Consider the following 19998-nt stretch of genomic DNA (forward strand, 5'->3'; position numbering starts at 1 on the left):
CTAATCCGCATCGCGGAAATCGGGCCACTCTTCGGGACGCATGATTTCGAAGAGGCCTTCACGCTTCGTGCGGCGCCCCAGCCGCAGCACTTCCGCATCGCGTGAGAACACGATGGAGGCGCGCGACGACGCAGCGAGTTCGAGGAACTTCTGGTCGTCGGGATCCTTGCAGCGCGGCGGCTTTTTCTCGCAATCGCCCTTGGGCAAATGGCGAACCAGTGCATCGAAGCGCGACACGGCGGCAGCACGCCGCGTGTCATCGAGCTTCAAAGCAGGGTAGTCCAGCACCGCCAACCACTCCTCGCGGCAATCGTCGCGGGTGACGGCTTCCACTTCGCCGCCCTCGATCGCCGCGACAAGCGCAGCGGCACGAGGATCGGCGAAGACGAACGCATCGAGGCACACATTGGTGTCGAGGACGACCCGCAACGTCACGCAGCGGCACTCGCGGCAAGCTTCGCGTGCTGCTCGGCCACCAGCGTGTACGAGTGCTTGCGTGCCTCGTGATCGAACACCTGCGCGGTGATGATCAATTCATCGGCCTGCGTGCGCTCGATGAAGGCCGCAAGGCCATCGCGCACGGTATCGGGCGAGCCGACGACGGCGCAGGAAAGGGCGTGATCCACCTGGGCCTTTTCCATGGGCGTCCAGATGCCTTCCATGCTGTTCACCGGCGGCGGCAGCTGGCCCGGCGCGCCGCGGCGCAGGTTCCAGAAGGCCTGCTGCTGCGACGTAAACAGGCGATTCGCTTCCTGGTCGGTATCGGCCGCGACGACGTTGATGCCGAGCATCGCGTACGGCTTGGACAGTACTGCGGAAGGACGGAACATCGTGCGGTACACATCGAGCGCCTGCATCATCAGGTCGGGAGCGAAGTGCGAAGCGAACGCGAACGGCAGGCCCAGTTCGGCGGAAAGGCGTGCACTGAACAGGCTCGAGCCCAGCAGCCACAGCGGCACGTTGGTATCCATGCCGGGGACGGCGCGCACCGTCTGGCCCGGCTGCAGCGGCCCGAGGTAGTGCTGGAGCTCCACCACGTCATCCGGGAAGCGGTCATCGCTTGGGCCGAGCGAACGGCGCAGCGCGCGGGCGGTGGCGTAGTCGGTGCCCGGCGCACGGCCCAGGCCCAAATCGATGCGGTCGGGATACAGCGACGCCAGGGTGCCGAACTGCTCGGCCACTACCAGCGGCGCGTGGTTGGGCAGCATGATGCCGCCCGAGCCCACGCGGATCGTCTTCGTCGCCTCGGCGATATAGCCAATGACCACCGCCGTCGCGGCGCTGGCGATACCCGTCATGTTGTGGTGCTCGGCCAGCCAGTAGCGGTGGAAGCCCAGCTGCTCGGCATGGACGGCGAGGTCACGCGAGTGGCGCAGCGCCTCGCCTGGCGTGGCGCCGCGCGGTACCGGGGCAAGGTCGAGGACGGAAAACGGAATCATGAGGCAAATCCTTGGGGTGCGACGGGCACCGATTCCTTTCATATGGGCGGCCTTCGGCCAAAGGCAACCTCAGGCGGCGCCCGATAGACGCCCCGCGACCATGCGTGGTTACCTGCGCGAACCCCATGGATGGAGCCACCCGATGATGCCGCTTCTTCGTTTTATCCCCGTGCTCGCCTTTGCGCTGGCTGCGGCCAACGCACGCGCCGAGGCTGTGCAGACGGATCGCTTCTTCGCCATCCAGTCGGTGGAGGCGCCCGCCCAGCCCGAGGTGATCGTGCGGATCAGCGAGAACGCGCGCGCCAAGGCCTTCGTGAAAGCGTTGCACACGGGCAAGCCGCTACGGCTGACCAGCCGCCTCGTGCAGCGGCCCTCGCCCTGGAGCCCGCACTGGCCGTTCTACACGGAGCGCCACCGCCTCCTTCCGATCGACACGCTGGTGGCGCGCTGTTCGTCGCACACGCCCAATGAGCTGGCTTCTCGTATCGCCGCCGGCGCACGCGTACACGGCAGCGCGTGGTGCCCGGCCGTTCGAGTCGTTCGCGAGATCAGACGCTAGGAGAATCGTGACCACGTTTCGATCCATCCGGGAAACAATCCGTTCGGCCCACCGATGCTCCACGCGCCAGTCTGGAGGCGGAAAATAGCGCCATCCACTCAACCAGTCCGGTTAACCCCGGGGGAGCACGACATGATCGACATCCGCCGCTTTTCCACCCTTGGTGGCGCCAACCACGGCTGGCTCGATGCGAAGCATCATTTCTCGTTCGCCTCGTACCACGACCCGAAGCGGATGGGCTGGGGCGCGCTGCGGGTCTGGAACGACGACACCATCGCCGCTGGCACCGGCTTCCCGGCGCACCCGCATTCGGACATGGAAATCATCACGTATGTCCGCGAAGGCGCGATCACCCACGAAGACAGCCTGGGCAATAAGGGCCGCACCGAGGCCGGCGACGTGCAGGTGATGAGCGCCGGTACCGGTATCCGCCACGCCGAGTACAACGCCGAACCGGGCACCACCCGGATCTTCCAGATCTGGATCATCCCGGATGGCGAGCGCAAGGCACCGTCGTGGGGCACCCGCCCGTTCCCGAAGGGCGAGCGCTCGGGTCAGTTCGTCACCCTGGCCAGCGGTATGCCCGGTGATGGCGAGGCCCTGCCGATCCGCACCGATGCCCGCGTGCTCGGCGCCAGCCTGAAGGCCGGCGAGACCACCGAGTACACGCTCGGCGAAGGCCGCTATGCCTACATGGTGCCGGCCGTCGGCACCGTGGAGATCAACGGCGAGACCCTTAACAAGGGCGACGGCGCCGCCGTCCGCGATGAGCGCGTGCTGCGCATCACCGCGAAGGAAGACGCCGAGCTGGTCCTGGTCGACACTGCCGCGTAACCGGCGAAAGGGCCCCTCACGGGGCCCTTTTTTTATTTGCGCTTCATCAGGCCGTTGGTGAAGAGGTACGCCGCGGTCTGGTAGTAGGTGATCGCGTCTTTCGCGTTCTTGTCGTCGTAGGTCGTCACCGGCTTGGCATCGCCCGTGATTTCCTCAGGCAGCATTTCCTTCACCGGCTGGCGCGGGACCAGCGAGGCCATCATGCCGCCGTGCAGGTAGCCCAGTTCCTGGTACGTGCTGAGGAACGCGCGTTCACGGCCCGGCTCCAGCTTGAACAGATCGTAGCCGTAGAAACGCGAGGTGTAGCTGAAGTTGAGCATGCCCAGCAGCGTCGGCGGGATATCGATCTGGCTCATGAGGCGATCGACGCGGCCCGGCGCCACGTGCTTGGGCGAGTAGATGTACAGCGGGATGTGGTAACGGTCCACGGGCAGGCTCGTCTTGCCCGCGCTGGTGGCGCAATGGTCGGCGGTGATCACGAAAATCGTGTCGTCGAACCAAGGCTTGGTGGACGCGCGCTTCAGGAAATCGGCGATCGCCCAATCGGTGTACTGCACGGCCGCGCGGCGCGAACCCTGCGGCAGCGGCACGCGGCCCGCCGGGAAGGTGAACGGCCGGTGGTTCGAGGTGGTCATCACATGGCCGAAGTACGGCTTGCCCTTCGCATAGGCGTCATCCATGCGCTTCATGACCAGGGTGAACAGATCCTCATCCGCCACGCCCCACACGTTCTCCGCGTGGATGTCCTTGTCGGAGATGACGTTGCGGTCGACCGCTTCATAACCATTGCTGGCGAAGAAGTGGTTCATGTTGTCGAAGTAGCCGTAACCGCCGTACACGAACTCGGACTTGTAGCCCTTCTCGTTGAACACATCGGCGAGCGACCACAGGCCTTCGTTGCCCGGGCGCTTCACGATGGATTCGCCTGGCGTGGGCGGCACCGAGAGCGACAACGCCTCGAGGCCACGCACCGTGCGCGTACCGTTCGCGTAGAGCTCGGTGAAGAACAGGCTCTTCGACGCCAGCGCATCCAGGTTCGGCATCAGGTGTTTGTGCTTGCTGACCGACAGCCCTTCGACGTAATCGCCCGAGAGGCTCTCGACGCTGATCAGCACGACGTTGAGCTTCTTTTCCGGGCCCGTGTTCTCGATGCGCCGGGTAATGTCCATCGGATCGTTGCTGGTGAACGTCGCGTCCGGCGTCTTCAGCAGGGTGCGGAGTTCACCAAAGGCCTGATCCTTCGGCAGCGAGGGGTAATACTTCGCGTAATCGAGTTCGTTTTCGCGGAACGCGGCGAAGAACTGGTAGGTACCGTCGCCAGCCAGTTCGTTCATGTACTGGTTGCGCTGGCCATCCTTCATGGCCGCGTCCACGCCGAAGCTGACCGCCACCGTGGCGACCAGCCAGCCGAGCACCACCAGCGTGCGACCGCCGAAACGCGAACCGTCGTCGCCCAGCGCCAGCTTGGGCCGGCTAAGCCAGACGATGCCCACGGCGAGCAGTGCGATCATCGTGATCCACGTGCCGATCGGGTACGACTCACGGATATTGCCGACGACTTCATGGGTGTAGACGAGGTAGTCCACCGCGATGAAGTTGAAGCGGGCACTGAATTCGCCCCAGAAGACCAGCTCGGCCACGGCGACGAAGAGGGTGGCGAAGGCAAGCACCCAGGCGAAGCCCAGGAAGATCTTGCGACCCCACGGCGACATGGCTGCCCGGCGTGGCAGGAGCCACAACACCAGCAGCATGGGCCAGCCCATGTAGATGAAGGTGACCAGGTCGTAGCCCAGACCCACGCCGAAGATGTACAGCCACGCCCCGATCGAGTGCGGGACATCCTTGCCGGTCTTGATCAGGAGGATGAGCCGGACCACGAAGGCCACGAGGAGGAACAACACGCCATACCAGGCCAGGGGCCGGAAGCGCTGGCGCAGCGCCGGGGAAACAAGGTGCATGGGGCCTCGCGTTGGAACGGGCCGGCGGTAGGGCCAGCATGTCGCAAAAGCGTAAGAAAGGGCGCTTACGGTTGCCTTTCCCGAACCTTAGCGCCAGCTTTCAACGAGCCCATGCACAAAGGCGGCAGGAACCTGCTCCCTGCCGTCGCGGCGCGCTCTGTGGCACCCTACACGACCTTACGAGCCAAACTGGAGCCGCGGCACCGTGGAGCACGCATCAGGCACGGAGCTGTCGCCTAACCCACCTCCCCCGGTAAAGCGCGCGCTATACGCCACCTTGCTGCGCAGGGCGGGTGGCCCGCTGCTATCCGTTGCCTTGCTGTGCCTGGCCCTTTGGGCCCTCCATCTCATGGCCAGCGAGGTCACGTACCGCCAAATCGGCAACTACGTGCACAACCTGCCCAATGCCGATATCGGCCTGGCGGTGTTGCTGACGGCGGCCGGCTTCGCGGTCATGACCCTGTACGACTGGTTCGGCCTGGCGAGCGTCGGCAAGCGCCTGCCGCCCAAGCGGGTCGGCCTGATCTCGTTCATCAGCTACGCCTTCTCCAATGCCCTGGGCATGTCCCTGCTGGTGTCGGGCTCCATTCGCTACCGCTTCTATATCCAGGCCGGCCTGACCACGGGTGAGATCGCCCGCGTGGTGCTCTACACCACGCTCAGCTTCTGGCTGGGCCTGGCCGCGCTGACCGGCGCGACCCTGCTGTTCGTGCCGATCCCGCCCGAAGTCCCGCTATCCAACCTGCGGATCCCGCTCGCCATCGTGCTGGCGGCGGTGCCGCTCGCCTGGTTTGCCGTGGCCGTGTTCGTGCGCCGGCCCATCCGCGTGTGGCGCTGGGCCATCAACTCGCCCACCCCGATGGTCGCGGCGCGGCAGATCCTGGTCGGTGCGTTCGATTGGGGCCTCGCTGCCGGCGTGCTGTACGTGCTGATGCCCGAGGCCATTGTCGGCGGCTTCGGCCACTTCCTGGCCATCTTCGTGCTGGCCCAGATGGCCGGCCTGATCAGCCATGTGCCGGGCGGGTTGGGTGTGTTCGAAGCCGTGATGCTTGCGGGCTTCGGCGCCACCGGCAACCACGGCCTCGAGGCGCCGATCCTCGGTTCGCTGGCGGCCTACCGCGCGGTCTATTACCTGCTGCCGCTGTGCGTCGCCACGCTGATGGTGATCATCCGCGAGCTGCGCGCCCTGCGCCATGCCGCGCTCATCACGCCCTGGTTCGCCGGGCTGCTGCCGCCGTTCTTCGCCGGGCTCACCCTCGTCTGCGGCGCCGTGCTGTTGTTCTCCGGCGCCACGCTGGCCATCCCGGGCCGCATGGAGATCCTGCGCGGCTTCGTGCCGCTGCCCCTGGTCGAGGTCTCGCACTTCCTCTCCAGCGTGGTCGGCATGCTGCTGCTCATCCTGGCGCGCGGCCTGCAGCGCCGCCTCGATGCGGCGTACTGGCTGACCCTGGTGTTCCTCGTACTCGGCGCCGTGCTTTCGATGCTCAAGGGCATCGATTACGAAGAAGCCACCCTGCTGACCCTGCTGGCCCTGGCCCTCGCGCCTGCCCACCGGCACTTCTACCGTCGCGCTTCGCTGTTCCGCGCCACGTTCTCGCCGGGCTGGGTGATCGCGATCGCGGCGGTATTCGCCTGCGCCACGTGGCTGGTGTTCTTCAGCTTCAAGCACGTCGAATACAGCAACAACCTGTGGTGGGAATTCAGCTTCCGCCACGGTGGCGCCCCGCGCGCCCTGCGCGCCCTGGTGGGTGCCGCTGCTGTCGTCATGCTGTTCGCGCTGGCCAACCTCATCCGCCCGGCACGGCCACGGCGCAATCGCCCGAACGATGCGGAACTCGCCCGCGCCATGCCGCTGCTCAAGCAGTTCAGCTCGGCCCAGGCCCACCTCGCTCTCGTCGCCGACAAGACCCTGATGTTCGCGCCGGAAGACCGCGCCTTCATCATGTACGACATCGAAGGCCGCAGCTGGGTCGCCATGGGCGATCCGGTCGGCGAAGACGAAGACGCACGCCGCGAACTGGTCTGGAGCTTCCGCGAGGAATGCGAACGCGCCGGTGGCTGGCCGCTGTTCTACCAGGTGCGCCCCGAAGATCTCGACCTCTACCTCGAAGTCGGCATGAACCTGTTGAAGATCGGCGAGGAAGCCCGGGTGCGCCTGGAGACCTTCAACCTCGACGGCAAATCCAAGAAGACGCTGCGCGGCACGGTGAACAAACTGCAACGCGATGGCCTGCGCCTTGAGATCATTCCCATCGAAGACGTGCCGGCTATCCTGCCAAGGCTTAAACTTATCTCCGATGCATGGATGCGTGACAAGAAGGTCCGCGAGAAGCGTTTCTCGCTCGGCCTGTGGGATGAGCGGTATCTCTCACGCACGCCCATGGCGGTGATCTGGCAGGGTGAAGAACTCGTCGCGTTCGCCAACATGTTCCTTACCGAGTCGAAGGAGGAGGCCTCCGTCGATCTCATGCGCCACCTGCCCGAAGGCCCTGCCGGCATCATGGATTTCCTGTTCATCGAGCTGATGTCGTGGGCGAAAGCCAACGGCTATCGCTGGTTCAACCTGGGCATGGCCCCTCTCTCGGGCCTGCAGAACCGCCGCACCGCGCCGTTGTGGAGCCGCTTTGGCGCCATGGTCTTTGGCCGCGGCGAGCGCTTCTACAACTTCCGTGGCCTGCACCGCTACAAGGATAAGTTCGATCCCGAATGGGAGCCGCGCTACATCGCCGTGCCGGGCGGCATCGCCCTGCCGCTGGCGCTGGCGAACGTGGCGAGCCTCATCTCGGGCGGCCTGGGCGGGGTCGTGCGCCGGTGAGGAAGATCCTTCGTTACATAGGCATCATCCTGGCCGTGACGATCGCACTGGCCGTACTGGCCTGGCACCCGTGGAGCCACGCGTCCCTGGAAAGCGCCACGGTGGAGTTACCGGCCCTGAAGGCGCCGCCCTCGGGTGAGGAAGACCTGATGGTGGTCATCTATTCCGGCGACGGCGGTTGGTGGGATCTGGACCAGCGCCTGGGCGCCGTGTTCACCCAGCGTGGCGTGCCGGTCGTGGGGCTGAGCACCTTCAAGTATTTCTGGCATTACCGTTCGCCCGACGAATCCGCCCACGATCTCGACCGCCTGCTCGATAAGTACACGAAGCAGTGGGGCAAGACGCGGATCCTGCTGGTCGGCTATTCGTTTGGCGCCGACGTGCTGCCCACGATCGTCGGCAAGCTTCGTACGGATAACCGCAGCCGACTGAGCCAGCTGGTACTCCTCTCGGCCAGCCGCGATGTGAACTTCGAGATCGAACTCGAGGGCTACATGCACCAGGGCTGGTGGACCACCGCCACGCACAGCCTGCTGCAGTGGCTGAATCCAGTGGTGCATTCCGACGCCATGCCGCCCATCGCGGCGCTGGGTGGCAAGCCACCGATGGCCTGCTATTACGGCGCGGAAGATGCCGATGACAGCGGCTGCACGGATCCGAAGCTGCCGGCGTTCGTCACGGTGTACAAAAAGCCCGGTTCTCATCACTTTGATGAAAACTACGAACAGCTGGCCACCGAGCTGATTTCGCGCATGCCGCCGCGACCCTTGGCAGCCAAGGCCTCCACACCGCCTTAACGCGGCATGGCCGAATCCGCGGGTGAGTTTCTGTCACTGAAAATTCACCTGCGTGCCACCGTAATTTTCGTCTTCCGCGCTCAACCTGTTTATCCGGGCGGGATAAGCAGGAGACGAGCCATGCAGCGAGAATCCGGAAAACGTGACTACGGAACGTCTGATTGCGCAGCGCTTCGCTCGCTCGCGAGCCGTGGTGCGCCGGTTCCGCCGCAGGCCCGGCCAGCCCCTCGCCCGACCAGCCACGGCGCCAACAACCCGCAGCCGCCGCGTCCGCGGCGCGATCAGCGGGCGCCAGCCTGAACAAAAGGCATGCGCAAGAGGGCCCGACGGCACATTGGGCCTATTTTTAAGAATCCTCCTATATCCCTGGCGGATCACCGTACGTAAGACTTACACCGTCGCCGATGACCGATCCGACGGCAGGATGCCGTCCGTCCCTAGCGCCAGGATCGATCCCCCCCTTCATCGGCGATAGCGTCGCGCCGGCCACGCCGGGCCGCGCATAGGTGGCTCAGCTACCAGACCCAGGGACGGTCACCATGGCCCTCCGCGTGAGCGCGAGGGCCATGTCTTACAACCCGGATCGGAACTGGCTGACTTGACTCTGTTTTCGGAGCCGTTAGCATTTCGAACCATGAGGCTCCCTAGCCGATGGGAGGAGCCGCCCGCCCGTTTCGTTGGGTCCAGCAAGCGCTGGGTAAGAGGAATCGGACCCGCTCTATGTGGACGCAAAAAGGCCCCCTACGGGGCCTTTTTGTTGCCTTTCGGTTTTTTCGCGACGATGCCAGCCTTCTCCGCGCAGAGCGTCGCAAAAGGCTTGGCATGCCGACGACTAGCTGCTCCTGGTTGATCTTTTACGTAGGCGCTCTGCACGTACATCACCAGACGCGCTTCTGTTCCAGGACGGTAGAGGTCGAAATAGACCTGATACGACTCCACGACTCCATCGCGACCGAGTTGCTCACAGACCATGTAGTTGTGGGCGCTGGCGACGTAGCACTTCGTATGGCCGCGGGGCAGGCCCTTAATCAGCGCCGGCAGGCGAAGCGACTGGATGTATCGGGCATCGTTGAAGATGCGCATTCTGCCGCCGGAGTCGATCCATACCGATGCGCGATCTGTTGACGCGACCGAATCATGGAGGGACGCTCCTTCAGTGACCACATGGCAATCAAAGACGACGCGCACGGGAACACACAGCGCTGGGAGTTCCTTACGAGCGGGACGTGACACGACCATATCGAAATCGTGCAGATGATCGAACGCATACCGGACGTCATTGATGATACGAGGTGCCCACGTCTCCGAACGTGCCGCATGCCGCCACCGAAATTTCGGAACACTCATCCATGACCTGCCGATAGACTTCACCCGGCAAATGCGGGCGGGTCTTCACGATAGGTATCGCCTTGCGTGTCGTCTGTAAGGCCATTCCGACACACAGGATCAGGTTATGGGCTGTCTTCCACTTCCGATTTTTCTGCTGCTTGGCTGCGGCGTGGGCTGGCTGGTGGGTGAGAAATCGGGTGCCGTCTATGGCTCGGTTATCGGCCTCGCCATTGGGCTCGTTCTTACATTCCTGCTGTTTCGCGCCATGCGACGCGGCAACCGGTAACGGCTACGGCGCTTTGCCAAAGAAGACGGAGAAGCCCAGGCCTGCGATGACAGAGGGGCCATGTCCACCGATGCGGTGGAGGGCGTACGCATCCAGCTGCGCGTGATCGCCGATGTCGTACGCGACGCCACCGCCTGCTTGCAGCTCGTTGCCGTCTTCCGCGTCGTGGATCGCGTCGGCTTCCACATAGGCCATCCAGTTTTCGCCGAACTTGCGGCCAAACGTCGGGGCGAGGGTCCAGGTGTTGTGGCCCTTCAGGCGATCGACATTGGCGAAGAGGGTGGCCTGGCGTTTGTCGTCGGGTTCCCACTGCATCGTGGTGCCGAGGCTGTACTGCTTTGCGCCGTTGCCGAAATCCTCATCGCCGTTCGCGAACGTGACTTCACCGAGCGCGGCCCAGCTGAAGGCGCCGTCGGAGTCTGTACCGGCGGGGGCGTATTTCATGGCGACGCTGGTATCTCCGTGGCCGACTGCGTGGCGGCGCGAGCCCTGGCCGCGTTCTTCGAGGCGGTTCCATACCGAGCCACCCAGCTGGAATTCCACGGGGCCGCCGGTGCCAATGCGGATGAGGCTGTCGGCGGTGTAGGTGCGGTCGAGGTAGCCGTCCGAACGTTCGCGCTCGTAAGTCGGGAAGCCTTGCTCAAGCGCAACGGTGCCCGCAGGAAGGACGCTCGTGGCGAAGCCGGCGCCGGGACGGTCGAAGTCGGGCGGATCGGCCAGCGCGATCGTGGGAGTGAGGAGCAGGGCGGCAGCGAGGGCGGGGCGCAGGTTCATGCGCGGCATTGTCGCGAACTTACGCGTCGCGGCAATGCGAAGAGCCCCGGTGATCCAGGATCACCGGGGCGTTGCGCTTACGGGGCTTTGACCACCGGGAAGCTTTCCGGGAGATCGAGCTTCGCGTCGGCGGCGAAGTCCTCGGCGGTGCGGCCGAGCTTCACCTGGTACGTACCGGCGGTGATGTGCCAGCGCTTGCCGGCGTCATCCCAGCGAGCGAGTGCCAGCGGCTCCAGCGGGATATCGACGCGCTGGCTCGCGCCCGGCTTCAGGTTCACCTTGGCCCAGCCGGCGAGACGGCGCGTGCCACCCTGCGGGCCGGTGACGTAGACCTGCGGCACGTCGGCGCCAGCAACCTTGCCGGTGTTCTTCACCGTGACATGGGCGACCGGGCGGCCGTCCTTACCCTTGCCGACTTCGAAGCCGCTGTAGTCGAACGAGGTGTAGGTGAGGCCATAGCCGAAGGCGAACAGCGGCTTGCGCTGGGTCTTTTCGAACCAGCGGTAGCCGACATCGACGCCTTCGATGTTGTAGTCGATGGTGTCGGCCGGCTTTTCCTTGCTGTTGAGGCCCGCGCCCTGGATGGTCGCGCGCGGCAACTGCGATTCATCGGTCGGCCAGGACAGCGGCAGGCGGCCGCTCGGTGCCACGTCACCGTAAAGCAGGCGGGTGATCGCATCGCCACCGCCCGAACCCGGATACCACGCCTGCAGCACGGCGCCGACCTGGTTGAGCCAGGGCATCTTCACCGCGCCATTGGTTTCCAGCACCACGACGGTGTGCGGGTTGGCCTTGGCCACCGCGGCGACCAGCGCATCCTGGTTATCCGGCAGCGAGAGATCCGGCGCGTCGAACGATTCGGCCGCCCACTTGGTGACGAACACCACAGCAACATCGGCGCCCGCTGCCGCCTTGGCCGCAGCGGCCACATCGGTACCCGCATCGAAGGTGACCTTGCTGGTGCGCTTGCCGATGAAGGTGAGCGGCGCCGACGGGTGGTAATTGAACGGGCCCGGCCAGCCGGTCGGCTCCGCGCCTTCCAGCGCATTGCCGTTGATGTCCGTGACCGACGACGAACCGCCACCCGCCATCACGCCCTTGTCCGCATGGCCACCGATGACGGCAACGGACTTGCCCTTGGCGAGCGGCAGCAGTGCGTTTTCGTTGCGCAGGAGCACAGCACCCGCTTCGAGCGCGCTACGCGCGACCATGCGGTCGGCCTCGTACGGCACCGTGCCGGCCTTCACCGGCACCGGGTTATCGATCACACCGTGCACGAAGAAGCTGCGCAGGATGCGCTTCGCCATATCGTCGAGGCGTGCCTTGCTCACTTCGCCCTTGGCCACGGCCTCGCGCAGCGGTTTGTCGAAGAACACCTCGGCATCGAACACTTCGCCCGCCGACTCCTGGTCCAAGCCCGCATTGGCCGCCTTGGCGCCGCTGTGCGCGCCGCCCCAGTCGGACATGACCCAGCCCTTGAAGCCCCACTCCTTCTTCAGCACCTCATTGAGCAGCCAGTCGTGCTCGCCCGAGTAGGTGCCATTCACCCGGTTGTAGGCCGACATGACCGAGCCCGGATCACCGTGGGCGATGCCGATCTCGAAGGCGAGCAGATCGGATTCGCGCAGCGTCACCGGATCGATCTGCGAGCTGATGGTGTTGCGGCCGGATTCGATGTCGTTGGCGGCGAAGTGCTTGATGGTGGCGACCACCTGGCGTTCCTGCACACCCTTCACCGTGGCGCCCACGATGTAACCCGCCAGCACCGGGTCTTCACCAGCGTATTCGAAGTTGCGGCCGTTGCGCGGATCGCGCAGCAGGTTCACGCCGCCCGAGAGCAGCACGTTGTAACCCTTGGCGCGCGCTTCGCCACCGATCATGCGGCCGCCCGCGTGGGCCACCGCCGGGTCGAAGCTGGCCGCCGCGGCCAGGCTCGCCGGCAGCGAGATGGCGCCCTTGTTGTCCACGCCCGGCTTGGTGACGCCGAGACCGGCATCGGTCTCCTGGACGGCCGGCAGGCCCAGGCGCGGCATGGCCGGGATGAAGCCGGCGTTGCCCAGCGCGCCCTCGGGCTGCGGGTGCTTGTCGCTCTTCATGCCGAAGTCGGTGCGGATCAGGCGAAATTTCTCATCGTCCGTCATCGCCGCCACGAGCAGCTCGGCGCGCTTGTCCGGCGAGAGCGAGCGATCCATCCACGGGTGGGCGGCCGGCGTGGCCGCTGCAGCCGTACCGGCAAGGCCGGCGAGACCTGCGGCGGTGGCAAGGGCGAGGGCGGTGCGACGCAAGGCCATGATCAGCTTCCTGTAGATGTGAAAAACGGCCCAAGATGGTCCAGTAACGTTTTCATCGCAACCCGCGAGACGCTTCCGGTGTACCGTCAGTGCTTGTCGGTGGAGGCCTTAGCCCCCATCTATGTCATTGAATGAATTCACAAACGTCAATGCCACTGAGCGCCTTTCATCCCGCCGTTTCCGCGTGGTTCGAAGCCACCTTCCCCGCGCCCACCGAGGCGCAGGTAGCCGCGTGGCCAGCGATCCGTTCGGGTATGCATACGCTGGTCGCCGCGCCGACCGGCTCGGGCAAGACACTCACCGCGTTCCTCTCGGCGATCGATGCGCTGGTGCGCGAGGGCGTGGAAGAGGGCGGGCTGCGCGATCGCACGACCATCCTCTACGTCTCGCCGTTGAAGGCGCTGTCGAACGATATCCGGATCAACCTCGAAGCGCCGCTCGCCGGCATCCGCGAGGAGCTGCGCAAGCAGGGCCTTCCCGACGTCGAGATCCGCACCGCGGTACGCACCGGCGATACCCCGTCCGCCGATCGCGAGCGTATGCGCAAGCGGCCGCCGCACATCCTGGTCACCACGCCGGAATCCCTCTACGTGCTGCTCGGCTCGGAATCAGGCCGCGCCATGCTGCGCAACATCCGCGAAGTCATCGTCGATGAAATCCATGCCGTTGCCGCGAGCAAGCGCGGCAGCCACATGGCCGTGTCGCTCGAGCGGCTGGAAGCGCTGGCGCAACGGCGCCTGGTCCGCATCGGCCTCTCGGCCACGCAGAAGCCCATCGAAAAGGTCGCCGCCTTCCTTACCGGTGGCGATGACTGCACGATCGTGGATATCGGCCACGCCGGTCAGCGCGATCTCGCGCTCGAAGTACCGCCGGTACCGCTTGAAGCGGTGATGTCGAACGACATGTGGGAGCTGGTCTACAACCGGCTCGGTAACCTGATCGAACAACACCGCACCACGCTGGTGTTCGTCAACACGCGGCGAATGGCAGAACGTGTGTCGCGCCATCTTTCCGAGCGTCTCGGGGCAGAGGCCGTCACCGCGCACCACGGCAGCCTTTCGCGCGAGCAACGGCTGGATGCCGAGCAACGGCTGAAGGCGGGCTCGCTGCGTGCGCTGGTCGCCACGGCCTCGCTGGAACTGGGCATCGATATCGGTGATGTCGACCTGGTTTGCCAGATCGCTTCGCCACGCTCCATCGCTGCGTTCCTGCAACGCGCCGGCCGTGCTGGCCATGCCGTGGGCGGTACGCCAAAGGCCCGGCTGTTCCCGACCTCCCGCGACGATCTGGTCGAATGTACGGCGCTGCTCGATTGCGTGCGCCGAGGTGAGCTCGATGCGCTGATCATGCCGCACCAACCGCTCGACGTCCTGGCACAGCAGATCGTCGCCGAAGTGGCTTGCCAGGAGTGGGACGAGGATGCGCTGTACGACCTCATCCGCCGCGCCTATCCGTTTCGCGAGCTCAAGCGCCAGACCTTTGACGAGGTGGTACGCATGCTCGCCGACGGGTTCACCACCCGCGTCGGCCCGCGCGGCTCGTACATCCACCGCGATGCGGTGAACAAGCGCCTGCGCGAACGTCGCGGCGCGCGGCTCACCGCCGTCACCTCGGGCGGCACCATCCCGGAGACTGGCGACTACAACGTGTTGCTCGAGCCGCAGTCCACCATCGTGGGTACGGTGAACGAGGACTTCGCGATCGAAAGCCTCGCTGGTGATGTGTTCCAGTTGGGCAACCGCTCGTACCGCATCCTGCGTGTGGAGATGGGGCGCTTGCGCGTGGAAGACGCGCAAGGCGCGCCGCCGAACATCCCGTTCTGGCTGGGCGAGGCGCCGGGCCGTACGGACGAACTCTCGATCGGCGTGGCACGGCTGCGCACGGAGATCTCGGCGCAGTTCGATGAAGGCGGCCGCGACGGCGCCATGGCCTGGCTGGTCAACGAAGTCGGCATGGTGAAGGCCGCCGCCGAGCAAGTAGTTGATTACCTGTTCCGTGCCCGCGTGGCGCTGGGCGCCCTGCCGACGCGCGATACGCTGGTGATGGAGCGCTTCTTCGACGAATCCGGCGGCACCCAGCTGATCATCCACACGCCGTTCGGCAGCCGGATCAACAAGGCGTGGGGCCTCGCATTGCGCAAGCGGTTCTGCCGCAAGTTCAATTTCGAACTTCAGGCGGCGGCAACGGAGGACGCGATTATCCTCTCGCTCTCCACCAGTCACAGCTTCCCGCTGGAAGAGGTCTCCCGCTACCTGCACTCGGCAAGCGCCGAACACGTGTTGGTGCAGGCGTTGCTCGATGCACCGTTGTTCGGCGTGCGCTGGCGCTGGAACGCGACCACGGCGCTGGCCCTGCCGCGCTTCAGCGGCGGCAAGAAGGTAGCGCCGCAGTTGCAGCGCATGAAGAGCGAAGACCTGCTGGCCACCGTATTCCCGGACCAGGTCGCCTGCCTCGAGAACATCGTGGGCGAACGCGAGGTGCCCGACCACCCGCTGGTCAACCAGACCCTGGACGATTGCCTGCACGAGGCCATGGATACGGAGGGCTGGCTCGACGTACTGCGCGGGATGGAGAGCGGCAGCATCCGCGTCGTCGCGCGCGATCTGGCGACGCCGTCGCCGCTGGCGGCGGAGGTGCTTAGCGCCGCGCCGTATGCCTTCCTCGACGATGCTCCGCTGGAGGAGCGCCGCACGCAAGCTGTACAGTCGCGTCGTTGGAACGAGGCCGAGAGTGCCGATGACCTGGGAAGGCTCGATGCCGAAGCGATTGCTTCGGTACGCGAGGAAGCCTGGCCCGAGGCACGCAGCGCCGACGAGATGCATGAGGCGCTGATGCTGTTGGGTGCCGTGACCCACGACGAAGCCCGGGATAACGGCTGGGCAAAGCTCTTGCAGGCGCTCGCGAAGGACGCACGCGCGACGTTTCTTTCCACCGGTGAGGCTGGGCTTTGGGTCGCTGCCGAGCGTCTTACGGCGTGGCGGGCGATCCACCCGGATGCCAGCATGCAGCCCGCCATCGCCGCGCCCGCGGAATACGCCGCGCAGGCCTGGACACGGGAAGCCGCGCTGGTCGATATCGTGCGTGGCCGCCTGAGCGGGCTCGGCGTGGTCGAAGAACCCCATCTCGCGCCCTCGCTCGGCGTCGACGCATCAGATATCACCCTCGCGCTCGCCTCGCTGGAGAGCGAGGGCTATGTTATGCGCGGACCCTTCTCGCCGGGTGCCACGGCCACGGAATGGTGTGAGCGCCATCTGCTGGCGCGCATCCACCGCTACACGATTGGGCGGCTGCGCCGGGAGATCGAACCCGTGGCGCCGCGCGACTTCCTGCGCTTCCTGCTCGACTGGCTGCATGTGACACGTGCGTCGCAGGTCGCCGGGCCGGACGCACTGGCTGGCGTCATCGGCCAGCTCGAGGGCTTTGAAGCGGCGGCCGGCGCGTGGGAATCCGAACTGCTGCCGTCACGGGTGAGCGATTACAGCATCGGTTGGCTCGACGATCTCTGCCGCGCCGGCCGTACCGTGTGGAGCCGCCTGCGCCTGGGCACGGGTACGGGCGGCCCGGTGCGCGCCACGCCGATTGTGCTTCTGCCGCGCCGGCAGTTGCCGATCTGGTCGGCAGCCGCACCGCCGGCGTCCGATGAGCTGAAGCTGTCTTCGCGCGCGGAGGCGGTGGAAGAAGCGCTACGCGACGAGGGTGCGCTGTTCTTCGACGAGCTCGCCTCGATCACGCGGCTGTTGCGCACCGAGCTGGAAGACGCGCTGGGTGAGTTGGTGGCCGCCGGCCGCGTCACCGCCGACAGCTTCGCCGGCCTGCGCGCCTTGCTGCTGCCGTCGGCCAAGCGCAACAACGGCCGTGCGCGGCGTACGCGCCGGCACATGCTCAGCGGGATCGAAGACGCGGGCCGCTGGTCGCTTGCCCGCCGCTCGCGCGAAGAGCGTAACGATGCCGATGGACTCGAGCACATCGCGCGTACGCTGCTACGCCGCTACGGCGTGGTCAGTTGGCGCATCCTGGAACGCGAGGCGGCCTGGCTGCCTGCATGGCGCGACCTGCGCCGGGTGTATCACCGGCTGGAGGCGCGCGGTGAAATCCGCGGTGGGCGTTTCGTCGATGGGCTGGTCGGCGAGCAGTTCGCGCTGCCTGAAGCGCTGACGGCGCTGCGGCAGATCCGCCACCGCGAACACGATGGCGAGATCGTCTGCATCGCCGCGACCGATCCCCTGAACCTGATCGGTGGCATCGTCGCTGGTACGAAGGTGCCGGCGAACATCGGCAACCGCATCGCGATTCGCGATGGCCTGCCGCTGGCCGCGATGGTGGCGGGGAAGTTCGTCGTGATCGGCGAGTTGGCGGGTGATGACGAGCAGGTAACGCGATCAGCGCTGCAGCGCCGGGCCGACCTACGCGTCTCCGCGTAACCGATCACCAACGGACCTCCGCGTGTCCGCGCAACCGATCGCCAACGGATCCGCACGCATCTGCGCAACCGATCGCCGACGGACCTGCGCGTTTTCGCGCAACCGATCGTCGTAGGAGCCCACCCTGTGGGCGACGCCGTTCGCGATAACGCCACAGGACCTGCGGCGGTGGGGCGAAAGATGTCGCCCACAGGGTGGGCTCCTACGGTGAAGCGCGTTAACGCAACTGCACGTCGCCGATGGCCCAGATGGTCGCGGGCCCCGGCTTGCCGGTAATCACGATGCACAGGTCGTGCGTACCTTCACGCTTGGGCAGGATCCCATCGACCGTCGCCACGCCACCCTTGGCCTTCGCCAGCGGAATGGTGGTGAGCTTCGGACCATCGCAGGTGTCCTGGTGGATCTCGATCTCGCCATCCCGCGACTTGGCCTTGCGCGACACGACCTTGGCGGCATCCTTCCACAGCGCGTAGTTGTACGGCAGGCGATTCACGCTGATGGCGACACCGTAGCGACCGTCGAGCTTCACACCCTTCCACATCCAGCACGTATCCATGATGTCCACCTTGTAGACCGGGCGGACGCCATCGACGAGCGTGGGCGACTCAATGCGAATCGGCAGCTTGTCGCTACAGGTGGAAAGCTGGTCGCTGCTACGGCGCAGCAGGGACTTGGCGTCGATCGCCTCCGAGCGCGGACCGGAGACACCGAACCCGTTGACGAAAGTAATGGCCTGCACCGTGCTCGGTACGGTCACGTCGAACGGCGCGGTGTACTGCGGCGACTGCGCGGTCGGCGGCGTGCCGTCGGTGGTGTAACGGATCTTGCCAAAGCCGGTCTGGCTGGAAAGCGTGACGGTGGCCTTGTCAGCGCCCGACGCCTTCGCATCGATCGCCACAGCGAACGCGCTATCCGCCGGCGTGATGCCTGCCGCGCGGTAACGCGAGAACTGCGCCGGCAAGCGCGTGAGGAAGCTGTTCCAGTCAGGGATCGGCGTCCAGGTGCGCTCGGCCACGGCAGCGATGCGCGGGAACAGGGCGTGCTGCACGCGCTGCCAGTTCGGCTGGTACTCGGTGAACAGGGTGATCTGTTCGCCCAGCACATGGCTGGCCTTGTCCGCGGGGATGCCCGCCGGCACCGGCTCGAACTTGTACACATCCTCGAGCGACTGGATGATCGGACGGCCCGCGGGCTCATCCGGCAGGCTCGACTGCAGGTAATCCATGTAGAGGTTGGGCGACGGCGCCATCACCACATCGTGGCCAGCGTTCGCGGCCTTGATCGCGCCCGAGGTGCCACGCCACGACATGACCGTGGCACTCGCCGGCACCTTGCCATCGAGGATCTCGTCCCAGCCGATCAGGCGGCGGTGGTGCTGCTCGAGGTAATTGCCGATGCGGGCGACGAACCAGCCCTGCATCTTCTCCTCATCGGTGATGCCCAGCGACTTCATCTTCGCCTGCACCTTCGGCGAGTGCTCCCACTCATCCTTGGCGGCCTCGTCGCCACCGACGTGGATGTACGTCGACGGGAAGATCTCCATCACCTCGTCGAGGACGTCCTGGAGGAAGGTGAAGGTGTTGTCCTCGGTGTTGAACAGGGCCGTGTTGACGCCCCAGTCGGCCGAGACCTTGAGCTTCTTGCCGGAGCCCAGTTGCGGATAGGCGGCGACGGCGGCCTGCGCATGGCCTGGCATTTCGATTTCCGGCACCACGGTGATGTGGCGTTCGGCGGCGTAGGCCACGATCTGCTTCGCCTCATCCTGGGTGTAGAAGCCGCAGTAAGGCTTGTCGGCACCACCAGTGAGGGCGATGTCCGGCCCCACGGGCGTGCGGCACGAGGCCACCTCGGTCAGCTTCGGGTACTTCTCGATCTGCAGGCGCCAGCCCTGGTCATCGGTGAGATGCCAGTGGAAGGTGTTGAGCTTGTGCATCGCCATTTGGTCGAGCAGGTGCTCGATCTCGCTCACCGACTGGAAGTGGCGGCTGGAATCCAGCATGAGGCCACGCCACTCGAAGCGCGGCTTATCGACGATGTGCACGCCCGGAACGCCATTCTGCGCGGCAGGGTCGGTGGCGAGCTGCCAAAGGGTCACCGCACCATAGAAGAGGCCGGTTTCATCGTTGGCGGTGATCCGGATGCCCTTGTCATCCACATCGAGCGCATAGGCCTCGATGCCCTTCACGGAGGCCTCGGTATGCAGCCAGATGGTGCCCGAGCCCGGCTTGCCCTCGACGACGGGCACGGTGACGCCACGCGCCTGGCGCAGCCACGCCTGGAGCTGCGTGGCCACCTTCTTCGCCTGGGTATCCCCCGAGGCGGTAGCGATCTTGGTGGAGGCATCGATGCGGAAGTGGCCCGGCACGCGGGCCAGCTGGGCGGGCATCGGTATGAGCGAAAGCGGCGTCGTATCGACGGGGGCGGTGTTCTGCCTCGGCTGGCTGGCGCAGGCGGCAAGGCCCGTGGCCATGGCGAGGAGGATGATACGGCGCATC

General features: G+C 65.8%; 13 protein-coding genes. 6 read left to right on the top strand and 7 right to left on the bottom strand.

Annotated features, from left to right (window positions below):
* Both L2Y96_RS22200 and L2Y96_RS22205 read right to left on the bottom strand, forming a co-directional pair.
* Nucleotides 1–435 carry a putative toxin-antitoxin system toxin component, PIN family gene (locus L2Y96_RS22200; RefSeq protein ID WP_247330614.1) on the bottom strand — a complete coding sequence of 145 codons (435 nt, stop codon included), beginning with the start codon at nt 433–435 and terminating at the stop codon, nt 1–3.
* Nucleotides 432–1439 (bottom strand): LLM class flavin-dependent oxidoreductase, encoded by a 1008-nt coding sequence (locus L2Y96_RS22205; protein ID WP_247330615.1) that lies wholly within the window; start codon nt 1437–1439, stop codon nt 432–434. The genes L2Y96_RS22200 and L2Y96_RS22205 overlap by 4 nt, the downstream gene beginning before the upstream one ends.
* A gap of 142 nt (nt 1440–1581) precedes the next feature.
* On the opposite strand from L2Y96_RS22205, the gene L2Y96_RS22210 reads away from it, so the two are divergent.
* Both L2Y96_RS22210 and L2Y96_RS22215 read left to right on the top strand, forming a co-directional pair.
* Nucleotides 1582–1998, top strand: coding sequence for a hypothetical protein (locus tag L2Y96_RS22210; protein ID WP_247330616.1), 417 nt, complete (start codon nt 1582–1584; stop codon nt 1996–1998).
* Between the two features lie 132 nt (nt 1999–2130).
* Complete coding sequence (locus L2Y96_RS22215) at nt 2131–2832, top strand: pirin family protein (RefSeq protein ID WP_247330617.1); 702 nt, start codon at nt 2131–2133, stop codon at nt 2830–2832.
* Nucleotides 2833–2864: 32 nt separating this feature from the next.
* On the opposite strand, the gene L2Y96_RS22220 is transcribed toward L2Y96_RS22215, so the two are convergent.
* Complete coding sequence (locus L2Y96_RS22220) at nt 2865–4790, bottom strand: LTA synthase family protein (RefSeq protein WP_247330618.1); 1926 nt, start codon at nt 4788–4790, stop codon at nt 2865–2867.
* Between the two features lie 205 nt (nt 4791–4995).
* Between L2Y96_RS22220 and mprF the strand changes: the two genes are divergently transcribed.
* Entirely contained in the window at nt 4996–7605 is a 2610-nt protein-coding gene (gene mprF / locus L2Y96_RS22225) for a bifunctional lysylphosphatidylglycerol flippase/synthetase MprF (RefSeq protein ID WP_247330619.1), read from the top strand.
* Nucleotides 7602–8402: a virulence factor family protein gene (locus L2Y96_RS22230; RefSeq protein WP_247330620.1), complete on the top strand. Its 801-nt coding sequence runs from the start codon at nt 7602–7604 to the stop codon at nt 8400–8402. The genes mprF and L2Y96_RS22230 overlap by 4 nt, the downstream gene beginning before the upstream one ends.
* 741 nt (nt 8403–9143) lie before the next feature.
* Here the strand turns inward: L2Y96_RS22230 and L2Y96_RS22235 are convergent.
* The gene (locus L2Y96_RS22235) at nt 9144–9749 is read right to left on the bottom strand and encodes a hypothetical protein (protein WP_247330621.1); all 606 of its coding nucleotides are present in this window, start codon (nt 9747–9749) and stop codon (nt 9144–9146) included.
* 106 nt (nt 9750–9855) lie between these two features.
* Here L2Y96_RS22235 and L2Y96_RS22240 point away from each other — a divergent pair, with 106 nt between their 5' ends.
* On the top strand, nt 9856–10017 hold the full coding sequence (locus L2Y96_RS22240; protein WP_247330622.1) for a hypothetical protein: 162 nt from the start codon (nt 9856–9858) through the stop codon (nt 10015–10017).
* A 3-nt stretch (nt 10018–10020) separates the two neighbouring features.
* Here L2Y96_RS22240 and L2Y96_RS22245 read toward each other — a convergent pair whose 3' ends face one another.
* Nucleotides 10021–10791, bottom strand: a complete 771-nt coding sequence (locus tag L2Y96_RS22245) for a transporter (RefSeq protein ID WP_247330624.1) — start codon at nt 10789–10791, stop codon at nt 10021–10023.
* A 77-nt stretch (nt 10792–10868) separates the two neighbouring features.
* Entirely contained in the window at nt 10869–13082 is a 2214-nt protein-coding gene (locus tag L2Y96_RS22250) for a glycoside hydrolase family 3 C-terminal domain-containing protein (protein WP_247330626.1), read from the bottom strand.
* Between the two features lie 149 nt (nt 13083–13231).
* On the opposite strand from L2Y96_RS22250, the gene L2Y96_RS22255 reads away from it, so the two are divergent.
* The gene (locus L2Y96_RS22255) at nt 13232–17503 is read left to right on the top strand and encodes a DEAD/DEAH box helicase (protein WP_247330628.1); all 4272 of its coding nucleotides are present in this window, start codon (nt 13232–13234) and stop codon (nt 17501–17503) included.
* 217 nt (nt 17504–17720) lie between these two features.
* Here the strand turns inward: L2Y96_RS22255 and L2Y96_RS22260 are convergent, their stop codons facing one another.
* Complete coding sequence (locus tag L2Y96_RS22260; protein ID WP_247330630.1) at nt 17721–19997, bottom strand: family 20 glycosylhydrolase; 2277 nt, start codon at nt 19995–19997, stop codon at nt 17721–17723.
* Between the last annotated feature and the right edge of the window lies 1 nt (nt 19998).

It is taken from the genome of Luteibacter aegosomaticola (genome assembly GCF_023078475.1).
GTDB lineage: Bacteria > Pseudomonadota > Gammaproteobacteria > Xanthomonadales > Rhodanobacteraceae > Luteibacter > Luteibacter aegosomaticola.

Excerpts from the sequence above, each read along its gene's own strand:
- L2Y96_RS22205 (WP_247330615.1), bottom strand. The coding sequence starts at position 1,439 with ATGATTCCGTTTTCCGTCCTCGACCTTGCCCCGGTACCGCGCGGCGCC.
- L2Y96_RS22210 (WP_247330616.1), top strand. The coding sequence starts at position 1,582 with ATGATGCCGCTTCTTCGTTTTATCCCCGTGCTCGCCTTTGCGCTGGCT.
- L2Y96_RS22215 (WP_247330617.1), top strand. The coding sequence starts at position 2,131 with ATGATCGACATCCGCCGCTTTTCCACCCTTGGTGGCGCCAACCACGGC.
- L2Y96_RS22220 (WP_247330618.1), bottom strand. The coding sequence starts at position 4,790 with ATGCACCTTGTTTCCCCGGCGCTGCGCCAGCGCTTCCGGCCCCTGGCC.
- L2Y96_RS22235 (WP_247330621.1), bottom strand. The coding sequence starts at position 9,749 with ATGAGTGTTCCGAAATTTCGGTGGCGGCATGCGGCACGTTCGGAGACG.
- L2Y96_RS22240 (WP_247330622.1), top strand. The coding sequence starts at position 9,856 with ATGGGCTGTCTTCCACTTCCGATTTTTCTGCTGCTTGGCTGCGGCGTG.
- L2Y96_RS22245 (WP_247330624.1), bottom strand. The coding sequence starts at position 10,791 with ATGAACCTGCGCCCCGCCCTCGCTGCCGCCCTGCTCCTCACTCCCACG.
- L2Y96_RS22250 (WP_247330626.1), bottom strand. The coding sequence starts at position 13,082 with ATGGCCTTGCGTCGCACCGCCCTCGCCCTTGCCACCGCCGCAGGTCTC.
- L2Y96_RS22255 (WP_247330628.1), top strand. The coding sequence starts at position 13,232 with ATGCCACTGAGCGCCTTTCATCCCGCCGTTTCCGCGTGGTTCGAAGCC.
- L2Y96_RS22260 (WP_247330630.1), bottom strand. The coding sequence starts at position 19,997 with ATGCGCCGTATCATCCTCCTCGCCATGGCCACGGGCCTTGCCGCCTGC.